Source organism: Mesorhizobium sp. M2A.F.Ca.ET.067.02.1.1, assembly GCF_004023285.1.
Taxonomy (GTDB): Bacteria; Pseudomonadota; Alphaproteobacteria; order Rhizobiales; family Rhizobiaceae; genus Mesorhizobium.
The window spans coordinates 1-11,335 of sequence record NZ_RZSB01000113.1; the positions used below are offsets into that span (position 1 = coordinate 1).

Below are 11,335 nucleotides of genomic sequence, written 5' to 3' on the forward strand. Positions count from 1 at the left end.
GGTCTTGATACCGTAGCCGCCCTGCCCGACCAGCCAGACGAAATCCGGAAACTCGTCGTCAGGCCCGACCACCGGGGAGCCGTCGGCGACGAAGGTCCGCAAGCCTGCCCAGGAACGCGACACACGCTGCACCTCGATCGTCGTTGCCCGTTCGAGGCGCTCGGCGCCGATCGCCACATCGATGTCTTCGGCAAAGGCGTCCATCGGCTCCGACGGCGTGGCATCGGCCGGCGACACGAACAGCTGTCCGGCATCCGGCTTGAAATAGAACTCCGCGCCGACATCGTTGACCAGCGGCCAGTCGGCAATGTCGACACCTGAAGGTGCGGGGATGTTGAAAGCGGTGCGGCGCTTCGGCTGCAAGCCGACCGGGCGGACGCCCGCCATCGCCGCGATCTCGTCACCCCAGGCGCCGGCCGCATTGACGATCAGCGGCGCAAGGAATGCGCCCGCTTCCGTTTCGACCCGCCATTGTCCGCCTTGCCGACCGATGCCTTTGACCCCGGCCTTGGTGACGATACGCGCGCCCCGCGCCCGCGCGCCGCGCAGAAAACCCTGGTGCAAGCCGTTGACGTCAATATCCATCGAATGCGGTTCGATGTAAGCGCCGGCAAGATAATCCCGGCGCAGCACCGGAACGTGCGCGATCGCCTCATCCGGCCTCATCGCAACGATCGAGGGCACCAGCGCCTGCGCGGCCGCCAGATCCTCGCGCAACAGGTCGAGCTGGTCGGCGCGTGCCACTGTGATCATGCCGCGCTTGCTGAGCAGCGGATAATCGCAGAAGCCGGCAGGCGGCTCGGTGAGAAACGCCCGGCTGGCGAGCACGATGCGGCGGATGACGCCGTTGCCGTAATTCTCGGTGAAGCTAGCCGCCGAACGCCCCGTGGTGTGGTAACCGCAATGGCTCTCCCGCTCGAACAGCACGACCTTCCTGTCGCGCGAAATCTCGTACGCGGCGCCGGCCCCGGTCATGCCGCCGCCGATGATGATGACTTCGGTCTGCTCGCTCATCGATCCCCCCTAAACTGTTGCGCGCGCCACGGCAGGCGGCTCGCCCAGACGGCCGCGTCGGGCGCGATCGCGGGCGCCCCGCCCCTCGGCCAGATTCTCGGCAGGCGAATTCTGCGCGGCGCAATCCCGCAATGCGAGGTCGCTGACAAAAGGCACCGGCTTGCCGGCGATTGCCATGCCCTTCAGCCGCGCCCAGACGGCGCGCCGCTTGCGCACCTGATGCGACTGCAATTCGCTGATCTCGGCAATGTTGCTCTCGCGCTTGATCTCCAGCGCGCCAGCCTCGACGGCCGCGTCGAACAGCTCCAGCCCGCGCTTTGTCCGAACTATGATGCCGTTGAGCGGTTCATCCTCGACGGCTGGTCCGCCGTTCAGCCAGGCATCCGACACCGCGATATCCGACACCTGCCCGATCGCGTCGGGACAGATCTTGCAGCGCGGCTGGATCATCCACTTATCCTCGTCTTCCCAGAGCTGCCGGTAGCTGATCTTGAAGGCGCGGCCATCCTTGGTTTCGATCCGGTTGAGGCCCGGGTTTCCGTGCCCCCGGTAGCGGAAGAGAGACAACTCGTCCTCGCGAAGGCCAAAACGCTGCAGCACCTGCTCAGACTTGGTCAGGTCCGACGCGCCGCCGCAGACGAAGGCGAGCGCATAGCGCATATGCTCGTCGACGCGCGGATCGAGCCGCGCCAGGTTGCGCACGGCGGTGATGTCGCAGGGCTTGGCGATCAGCGCGAACGGCTCGCCGCGATCGAGGATGTCGTTGAAATCCACCAGCGTCGCCGCCGGCCCATAGCGGGAGCCGGCGCCTTCGAGCACCGAAGCGGCGTCGAAGCTCAGCTTGCGTTCCGTGCGCATCGGCATGGGGCGCGACGCCGCGACATGCAGCACGAATTTTACGCGCCCCGAGCTGAGCAGGAATTGGCCAAGCGCCGTCAGTGTGCCGCCGCCGGAGCCGACGAACCGGACCATAGGGTCAGCCGCGCGACCGAGTACAAGCCGTTCGACGGGTCCCCAGACCGTGTCCGCCAACGCAGCCTCGCTTATCTGCGCGGGTGGCGGACCGGCGATGCGTGTTCCCGGGCAAACAGCGTTGATCTTCGCCAATGTCGGCTTATCCAATTCCCGCAACACCACGGGCCGCTCGCGCCCTTCCGGCGTCATCACCATCTCGACGTCGCGCCCGGCCATCGACCGGCAGAGGCCGCAGCCGATGCAAAGACCGTTCTCGACAATCTCGCTCAACGTCAGCGGATCGGCCGCAAGCGGCGCCTGGCTGCAACTGGTCTCGATCAGGCCCATTCGATGTCAGACCGGATCCGAGATGCGTTTGTACTGGTCGGGGCGGCGATAGAGCGCGAAGTTGAAGTTCACTTTGCGACACGTCTCGATGAGGTCGAGATCGGCACGGTGCACGATGACCTCGTCGTCGAGCGACATGGCCTGCGCGGCAATCTCACCCGTCGGCGCGATGATGCAGGAGCCGCCGATCAGCGCCTGTCCGTCTTCCAGCCCGGCCTTGGCGGCGGCGGCGACCCAGAGCGTGTTTTGGTAGGCGCCGGCCTGCATCGGCAGATGGTTGTGGAACATTCTCAGATGCGCCAGCGCGGGGGCCTCGTCGAGTAGCAGCGGTGTGTTGTAGCCGAGCAACGCCACCTCGGCGCCGTTGAGGCACAGCATGCGATAGGTTTCGGGCCAGCGGCGGTCGTTGCAGATGGCGAGGCCGACGCGAACGCCGCGATAGTCATAGACCGGAAAGCCGAGATTGCCGGGTTCAAAGTAACGCCGTTCGAGATGCGTGGTCGTGCCTACTTCCGGCTCACTCGATCCCGGCACGTGCATCTTGCGATAGCGGCCGATGAAGGCGCCGTCCGGCCCGACAAGATCCATGGTGTTGAAATGGCGCGTGCGGCCCTCTTCCTGCGTCAGCTCGCAATAACCCAGCGCGAAACCGACCTTCAGGCGCGCGGCGGCATCGTAGAGTCGCTGCGTTTCCGGCCCCGGCATCGAGGCTTCGAAGAAAGCGTCGATTTCGGCCTGGTCGTCGATGCGCCAGCGCGGGAAGAAAGTGGTCAGCGCCATTTCGGGAAACACCGCGATCTCGGCGCCGGCGGAAGCGGCCTTTTCAAGCAGATGTACCAGGCGCCCGACCGTCTCGGCGCGCGTGGCGCTGCGCTGGATCGGTCCGGTCTGGCAAACGGCGATGGTCAGGCATCGAGCCATGGTGTCCAATCCTCGACTGGTTTTCCCGAGAGCTCGGGATCTGCGGCGTTGCGTGCCACGAAACGTCCGAACCCTGGCTCGGCCTGCAATTCGCCGTCAGCGACCACCGGCACGCCGCGCACCAGAACGGTGGTCGGCTTGCCGGTAACGCTCCTGCCCTCATAGGGCGTGAAATCGACGCGCGAATGCAGCGCCTCGTGCCCGAGCGTCCAGCGCATGGTTGGATCCCACAGCGCCAGATCCGCATCGACCCCGATCGCGATGCGGCCCTTGCGATTGGCGAAACCGTAGATCGAGGCGGCATTGCGCGAGGTGAGATCCAGATAGCGTTCGAGTGTCAGCCGGCCGGTGAGCAGCCCTTCGGAAAATAGCAGCGGCAAGCGTGTTTCGATGCCAGGGATGCCGCTCAGCGTCGTGGTGAAGCCTGGCGTCTCGGAGCGGCCGATCTTGTCGGCGAAGTAATAGGGGGAATGGTCCGACGACCAGAGATCGATGCCGCCCTCGATCAGTTCGCGCCACAGATGCTCATGGCTGCGCGGCGAGCGCGGCGGCGGTGAGAAGACGAAGCGCGCCGCGTCGACCGCCGGGCGATCGAGATCGGCGGCCCCGAGGAACAGATATTGCGGACAGGTCTCGGCGATCGCGTCGACACCACGCGCCTTCGCCCGTGCCACCTCTTCCGCCGACTGCCAGGACGACACGTGCACGATGGTCATGCGCGCGCCGGTCATCTCGGCGAAGGCCAAAGCGCGGTGCGTCGCCTCGCGCTCCATCGTCTCGCTGTGGGCGACGACATGGTAGCGGATATCGGTGCGGCCGAGATCGATGAGCCGCTGTCGCGTGCGGCGGATCGCGGCGTCGTTCTCGGCATGGACCATGACGATCCAGCCCAGCCGCCGCGCCGTATCGAGAACCTTGAAGAACAAATCGTCGTCGACGGCGAAACCCTGATAGGTCATGAACAGCTTGACCGAGGCGATGCCGCGCCCGGCAAGCGCCTCAAGCTGCGCCTCGACATCGGCGCCGGTGCCCATGGTCACCACGGCATGCAGCCCGTAGTCGATCACGGCGCGTCCCGCCGCGCGCTCCAGCGCGCGGTCGATGGCGCCGATCGTCGTCATGTCCTGTCCGGGCATGCCGAATGGCACGATGCAGGTGGTGCCGCCGAACGCCGCGGAGATCGTGCCCGACTCGAAATCGTCGGCATTGCCGGCGCCGCCCCAGACGGGCTGGTCGAGATGGCAATGCGTATCGATACCGCCGGGCATCACCCAGCGGCCGCCGGCGTCGATCGACTTCTGGCCGGATAGGCCCTTGTCAATCGCGGCGATGCGGCCGTCGTCAACGCCGATGTCGCACTCGGCCCAGCCATCGTCGAGCGCCACGCGCCCACCTTTGATCACCAGCTCATGCATTGGCGCACCCTCACCGGTCCGCTCAGCCGACGGCCGCCGTCACCATGATCTCGACGCGGTATTGGTCGCCGGCAAGCCGCGCTTCCACTGTGGCGCGCACCGGCATGGCGCTCCTGTCGATCCAGGCGTCCCAGGCGGCATTCATCAACTCGAAATCGGCAATGTCGCGGAGCCAAATCTGCGCGCTCAAGAGCTTCGACTTGTCACTGCCGGCCTTGGCCAGAAGCGCATCGATCTTGGCGAGAATCTGCTTGGTCTGGCTTGTGGTATCGCCGGACAGATCATCCGCCGTCAGGCCAGCCACATAGACGGTGCCGTTGTAGCGCAGCACCCGGCAGAAGCGCTGTCCGTTCTCCAGGCGTTCGATCGTCATATCGTTCCCTTCCGCTGTTTCTCGGATTCTGGCCTTTGCCTATGGTAAGGAGGGTGCAAAACCACTGTAAAGCCCGCAGCAAAGCCGAGATGCCGCTTTCCTTCACAGCGATGGCCAAAAAAATTTAAGCCATAGCCGCGTCAATCTTCGTTTGTGGCAACCACGGCAAAGTGTAGCTTCTGCTCGGGCTGCCGTCGGTCAACGGTCACGCCAGGGGAGCCGCCGCAGCCGCATCCATGAGGTCGATCGCTCAATCCGCGATGAGGCTTTGGCACAATGCAGAGCGCTCCCGCGCAATGCTGCCGATCATGGTCGGCGTCTGCCTGGCCTGCATCGGCAGCGCCATGTTGACCACCGCCGTGTCGCTGCATCTCGGCAAGCCCGGCATTTCTCCTCAGGTCGTGCAGATCGTGCTGACCGCGTATCCCGTGGGCTTCCTCGTCGGATGTCTGGTCACCCGCCCGGCGGTCGCGCAATACGGCCATGAGCGCACTTTTGTGGTGATCCTGGTGCTGGCGCTGCTGGCGGCGTCCGGCTTCGTGTTCACCGATTTCCTGCCGAGCTGGATCTGTTTCCGCCTGCTCGGTGGCATGGCGATGGCGTCGCTCTTCGTCGTCTGCGAAAGCTGGATCAACCTCTACGCCGAGCAGCACAATCGCGGCGCCTTGTTCTCGCTCTACATGCTGACGACGGCGATCGCGGTGCTGCTCGGGCAGTTCCTTGTCGGCTTGGTCGGCCCGCAATCGCCGCATCTTTTTCCGGTCGCGGCCGTAACGGTGCTTCTGGCGCTGGTCTCCAAATTCGTTGGCGGACGTTGGCCGGCGCTGCCTGCAACCGATCCGGGGCATGCGGGTTCAGCGAGACCGGTCAAGCGGCTTGGCCCGCTGGCGCTGTTCCGGCTGGCGCCGGTGACGGTCGTGGCCATCTTCCAGGGCGGCATCACCAACATGAACATCTTCGTGCTGACGCCGATCTACGGCACCCAGATCGGCCTGTCGGCGGCGACGACGGTCGGGCTGGTCACAACCATCAGCATCGCTGGCATGTTGGCGCAAACCCCCGTCGGCTGGCTGTCGGACCGGTTCGAACGGCGCATCATATTGCTTGTACAAGGCATCCTATCGGTAACGCTCTGCGCCGCGATCGCTTGGCTCGGCAACTCTTCGGTGCCGCTGCTCTTCGTCCTGTTCTTCGTCTATGGCTGCACGGCGCTCACCGTATATCCCGTGGCGATGGCGTTCGGCGCCTCGCAATTGCACAGCCGGCACATGGTCGGCGCTTCCGGCACGCTGCTCCTGCTCTATTCGATCGGCAATGTCGCGACGCCCGGCATTTCCGCCGGCCTGATGCAGCATATGGGCGCGCCGGCGATGTTCCTGCTGCTCGGCGGCGGCGCCGTGCTGGTGACGCTCGCCGCCTGCTACAATCTCCTGCGCCGGCCGGTCACGGCGATGCAGGCTGTCGAGGAGCGCGCCTGATGACGGATGCAGCAACGAACCGCCTCGAAGGCAGCGTCATCCTGATCGCCGGCGCTGCCAGCGGCATCGGCGCGGCGATTGCCCGGCGCTGCATCACCGAAGGCGCGAAGATCATCTGCGCTGACTACGATCTGGAGCCGGCAACAAGACTCGCTGACGCGCCCGCGCCTGCCGCCGCCGCCTGCCAGTGCGATGTAACGAAGATCGACTCCGCGAAATCGGCCGTCGACCTCGCCGCGAAAAAATTCGGCCGGCTCGACGGGCTGGTGCACAACGCCGCGGCGCCTTCGACCAGCGCCACCGTCGTCGATCTCGACGAAAGCGCCTGGCGGCACGAGATCGATGTCGGCCTGACCGGCGCCTTCCTGATGAGCAAGTTCGCCGTGCCGCTGATCGCGGCCAGCGGCGGCGGCTCGGTCGTCTTCGTCGGCTCGCAATTCGGGCGCGTCGCCACCACCAGGGCGGTCGCCTATTGCGCCGCCAAGGCCGGGCTGATCCATCTCGCCAAGGCGATGGCCGTCGACCACGCGCCCGACAAGATCCGCGTCAACAGCCTGTCGCCGGGTGCCGTGGCGACGACCCGCCTGCTGCGCCGGTTTGCCGATTTCGAAGCCGCCAATGTCGGCCTCGGCCCTGCCCATCTGCTCGGCCGCATCGCCGAGCCCGACGAGATCGCCGCGGCGGCGGCCTTCCTGCTTTCCTCCGACGCATCCTTCGTCACCGGATCCGACATGCTCGTGGACGGCGGCTATGCGACGCGCTGAACCCGTGTTTTCAAAGGAGTTCCCATGACCTTGCTCGTCACCGGCGGCACCGGCTTCGTCATGAGCGTGGTCGCGCGCGCCTGGCTGGACCGCGATCCACAAGCCCGCGCCGTGATCCTCGACCGGTCCGGCCTCGACGCCGCGGCCGAAAAGCATTTCGCGCCGGTACGCGACCGGCTGACAGTGATTTCCGCCGACATTCTCGACGCGAAAGCCTGGTCAGCGACGCTCGACAGGCAAGGCATCACCGCGATCGTGCATGGCGCGACGATCACGCCGATCTCGCGCGGCAGCGCCTCGGAAGCAAAACGCCAGCCGGAGGCCGAGGACCCGGCCCGCATCGTCGATGTCAATCTCATGGGCACCGTGCGCATGCTGGACTGGGCGCGGACGAATCCCGACCTGAAGCGCTTCATCTATGTCAGCTCCGGTTCCGTCTACCGCCACAACGGCCCCGACTGGAGCGGGGAACCGCTGCCGGAAGACGGCTATGTCGCGCCGCTGACGCTTTACGGCATCTCGAAATTCGCCTCCGAGATGGTCACCAACCGCTATGCCGACCTGTTCGGCCTCTCGGCGGTCTCGGTGCGGCTTGCTTCCGTCTACGGCCCGATGGACCGCGCCACCGAGAGCCGCAACTTTCGCCATGTTCCGAACCGCGTCGCGCATATGGCCCTTGCAGGCGAAACGATCAGGCCAAACAGCCTCGAACCCGTCGGCGATTACGTGACCTCGACCGACGTTGCCGCCGCGATCCTGGCGCTGATCGATGCTCAGCACCTCAACTACCGCCACTATAATATCGGCTCCGGCTCCAGCCAGACCATCGGCGAGATCATTGGCTGGGCACGGGAGCGCGAGCCGGGACTGAAGGCCGAGGTGACGCCGGGCGAAGACGCCAATATCGTGCAGGATGTGCGGCTGAAAGGCGGCATGTGGGGCGCCTATGACATCGCCCGCATCATGCGCGACACGGAATGGCGGCCGTGCCCCGGCAAGGAAGCCTTCCACGCCTACATGGATTGGATTGCTGCCAACGAGAATTGAGCCAACGAGATCAGAGGAGACCAGCCGATGCCGACCGATCCGCAGCAAGCGCAGCAGCCGCGCGACTTTGTCGGCTACGGCCCTCACCCGCCCTTCGTCACCTGGCCGGGCGGTGCCAAGCTCGCCGTCAACCTCGTGCTCAATTACGAGGAAGGGTCGGAGTACAACTGGCTGGAAGACGGCCGCAACGACAATTGGGGCGAATACAATATCACCGGCAGCATGCCGGTGCGCGACCTCGGCACCGAGACGCATTACGAATATGGCAGCCGCGCCGGCGTCTGGCGCCTCGCCAGGCTGTTCGACCGCTACGACATTCCGGTCACCTTTTCCGCCTGCGCCGTGGCGCTGGAGCGCAATCCGCCTCTGGTCGAGTGGATGAAAGCGCGAAGGCACGACCTGATGGGCCATGGCCTGCGCTGGATCGACTACACGGTGATGGAGCGAGATGAGGAAGAACGCCATCTGCACGAGGCGATTGCTCTCTACGAAAAGCTGCTTGGGAAGCGCCCATTGGGTTGGAACTGCCGCTCGCTGCCCAGCGTCAACACCCGCGACCTGCTGGTCGAGGAAGGCGGCTTCCTCTACCACTCCGATCCCTGCAATGACGACCTGCCCTATTTCCTTGACCACCGGGACACGGAAATCCTGGTCGTCCCTTACTCCAAGGCGCTCAACGACAGCCGCTACCTTGTGGCGCCCGGCTACAGCAATCCGCGCGACTTCGCCGAGGATTGCCGCTCGGCCATCGACTATATGCTCTCCGAAGCCGACGAGACCGGCGGCCGCATGCTGACCATCGGCATCCACGCCCGCTGGACGGGCCAGCCGAACCGCGCCTCGGGCCTGCGCGAGGTCATCGAGCATGTCCAGCAAAGCGACGGCGCCGCCTTCATGCGGCGCGAGGACATCGCCCGCTTCTGGCACGCCAACCATGCCCGCTTCGAACAGCGCGGATGAGGGAGCGCAACGACTTGTTCGAGACGCTGATCCGCAGCGCAACGGTGGTCAACGCCGAGGGATTGAGCCGCTGCGATGTCGGTATCGCCGCGGGCAAGGTCGCGGCAGTCGTCGCGCCAGGCGAAGCCGCCGAAGCCGGGACCGTCATCGACGCTTCCGGCTGTTTCCTGCTGCCCGGTCTCGTGGATGCGCACGCGCATCTGCGCGACCCTGGGCTGACGCATAAGGAGGACTTTTCCTCGGGCACCCACGCGGCAGCACTCGGTGGCGTGACCACAGTGCTCGACATGCCGACCGACGAGCCTTGGACGGCCACCTCTGAGCAACTCGCTGACAAGATGGCGATGGCCGAAGGTCGCATTCATGCCGATGTGGGCCTGCAGGCCGTGCTCAGCCGCGATCTGTCGCTCGTCCCTCGCCTGCTCGACCTCGCCCCGGTCTCGTTCGAGCTCTTCACCGCCGACGTCCCGGATGCCTTCCTCTTTGCCACCCTCGACAGCGTCGCCGAGGCGCTGAAAGCGTTCGCCGGCGCCGATACGCTGATCGGCATCTCACCCGGCGACCAGTCGATCCTGGCCGGCAGCTCCGCGCGCGACCGCTCCGGCAGCATCGCCTCCTTCCTGGACAGCCGGCCGCCGCTCGCGGAAGCCAACGGCATCGCCCGGGCGCTTGTCGCCGCAGCATCGGCTGAGGCGAAGATCCATGTCCGGCAGATCAACTCCGAACTCGGCGTCGAGACCTGGAGCCGGCTGCGCGGCATGGCCGACGCAAGCGTCGAGACCACGCCACAGAATCTGTTCTTCACGGCGCAGGATTACGAGGTGCAAGGCCCCAATCTGAAGGCTTCACCACCCTTGCGCTCGCCGCACGATGTCGATGCGCTGCGCGCCGCGCTGGGTGCCGGGCTGATCGACGTCGTCGGCACCGATCATGCCCCGCACGCTCCTGCCGAGAAGGCGGCGCCCTATGCGGCTTTCGCTGACATCCCGGGCGGCATGCCGGGACTGCAGACGCTGCTTCCCACCATGCTGAGGCTGGTGGACGAAGGGCTTATCGCCTTGCCCGACCTGGTGCGTATGTGCGCCCGCAACCCGGCCGAGCGCTTCGGCCTCGGTCGGCGCAAGGGTCGCATTGCCGCCGGCTACGACGCCGATCTGCTCATCCTCGATCCGCGCCGATCCACCACCATCGCCAACGCCGATCAGGTGTCGCGAGCGGGCTATACGCCTTTCGACGGCTGGACCGTCAAAGCGCGGCTGACCAACGTCTTCCTGCGCGGCCGCGAGATCGTGCGCGACGGGCGGCTGGTCGGTCCGGCGCAAGGCAAGATCGTCACGAGGGAGAGCTGAACACCATGGCCCTGCTTGCCAACAAAACGGCCATCGTCACCGGGGCGAGTTCCGGCATCGGCCGCGCTATCGCGCTCAAATTCGCCGCCGAGGGCGCCAACGTCGTAATTGCCGATACGGTGGAGCAGCCGATCGAGGGCGGAGGGAGCACAGTCGAGTTGATCCGCTCCGCCGGCGGCAATGCCGTCCACATGAAGACCGACATCTCGGACTGGAGCGCCGTCGACGCGCTTGTCGGCGCGACGGTCGCCCAATTCGGTCGGCTGGACGTCATGGTCAACAATGCCGCGATCTACACCAGCACCAACCTGGTCGAGACCACGCCGGAACAATGGAACCGCGTCATCGGCGTCAATCTGACGGGTTTTTTCTACTGCAACAAACGCGCCGTCACGCAGATGCTCACCCAGGCGCCGGTCAACGAGGTGCGCGGCCGCATCATCAACATCTCCTCGCAGCACGGCATGGTCGCCTGTCCCGGCGACCTTGCCTATTCGGTAAGCAAGGGCGGCATCGTGCAGATGACGCGGCAGATCGCCGTCGACCATGCCGACGACCTGATCGTCTGCAACGCCATCGCGCCGGGCAAGATCATCACCGGCAAGCCGGGCGTGGCCAACGACCCCGATGCGCTCGACTATTCGCGCCGCCGTACGCCCTGGCCGCGGCTCGGGCATCCGAACGACGTGGCGGGCGCGGCGCTGTTTCTCGC

The 11,335-nt window shown here is 65.8% G+C and carries 11 protein-coding genes; 6 read left to right on the plus strand and 5 right to left on the minus strand.

Features of this window, described 5'->3' with window-relative positions; translation table 11 throughout:
• The 5 genes from EOA28_RS11385 to EOA28_RS11405 all read right to left on the minus strand — a co-directional run.
• The coding region (locus EOA28_RS11385) for an FAD-binding oxidoreductase (protein ID WP_148670687.1) at window positions 1–1,014 on the minus strand (1,014 nt) is incomplete at its 3' end.
• A 9-nt stretch (window positions 1,015–1,023) separates the two neighbouring features.
• Window positions 1,024–2,316, minus strand: a complete 1,293-nt coding sequence (locus EOA28_RS11390) for a Coenzyme F420 hydrogenase/dehydrogenase, beta subunit C-terminal domain (RefSeq protein WP_127250238.1) — start codon at window positions 2,314–2,316, stop codon at window positions 1,024–1,026.
• 6 nt (window positions 2,317–2,322) lie between these two features.
• Window positions 2,323–3,237 carry a nitrilase-related carbon-nitrogen hydrolase gene (locus EOA28_RS11395; protein WP_127250239.1) on the minus strand — a complete coding sequence of 305 codons (915 nt, stop codon included), beginning with the start codon at window positions 3,235–3,237 and terminating at the stop codon, window positions 2,323–2,325.
• Window positions 3,222–4,652: a dihydropyrimidinase gene (gene hydA, locus EOA28_RS11400; RefSeq protein ID WP_126082257.1), complete on the minus strand. Its 1,431-nt coding sequence runs from the start codon at window positions 4,650–4,652 to the stop codon at window positions 3,222–3,224. Before hydA ends, EOA28_RS11395 begins: the two co-directional genes overlap by 16 nt.
• Before the next feature lie 22 nt (window positions 4,653–4,674).
• A complete protein-coding gene (locus EOA28_RS11405; RefSeq protein ID WP_042644861.1) occupies window positions 4,675–5,025 on the minus strand; it encodes a RidA family protein in 351 nt (116 codons plus the stop codon).
• 296 nt (window positions 5,026–5,321) lie between these two features.
• On the opposite strand from EOA28_RS11405, the gene EOA28_RS11410 reads away from it, so the two are divergent.
• The 6 genes from EOA28_RS11410 to EOA28_RS11435 form a co-directional block, all read left to right on the plus strand.
• Window positions 5,322–6,503: an MFS transporter gene (locus EOA28_RS11410; RefSeq protein ID WP_245463322.1), complete on the plus strand. Its 1,182-nt coding sequence runs from the start codon at window positions 5,322–5,324 to the stop codon at window positions 6,501–6,503.
• On the plus strand, window positions 6,503–7,267 hold the full coding sequence (locus EOA28_RS11415; RefSeq protein ID WP_128314897.1) for an SDR family oxidoreductase: 765 nt from the start codon (window positions 6,503–6,505) through the stop codon (window positions 7,265–7,267). The genes EOA28_RS11410 and EOA28_RS11415 overlap by 1 nt, the downstream gene beginning before the upstream one ends.
• Window positions 7,268–7,291: 24 nt before the next feature.
• Complete coding sequence (locus tag EOA28_RS11420) at window positions 7,292–8,314, plus strand: NAD(P)-dependent oxidoreductase (RefSeq protein ID WP_127252275.1); 1,023 nt, start codon at window positions 7,292–7,294, stop codon at window positions 8,312–8,314.
• A gap of 27 nt (window positions 8,315–8,341) precedes the next feature.
• Complete coding sequence (locus EOA28_RS11425) at window positions 8,342–9,274, plus strand: allantoinase PuuE (protein WP_127252274.1); 933 nt, start codon at window positions 8,342–8,344, stop codon at window positions 9,272–9,274.
• Entirely contained in the window at window positions 9,271–10,623 is a 1,353-nt protein-coding gene (locus EOA28_RS11430) for a dihydroorotase family protein (RefSeq protein ID WP_245484076.1), read from the plus strand. Before EOA28_RS11425 ends, EOA28_RS11430 begins: the two co-directional genes overlap by 4 nt.
• A gap of 5 nt (window positions 10,624–10,628) precedes the next feature.
• On the plus strand, window positions 10,629–11,335 hold a 707-nt coding region (locus EOA28_RS11435; RefSeq protein WP_128314898.1), incomplete at its 3' end, for an SDR family oxidoreductase.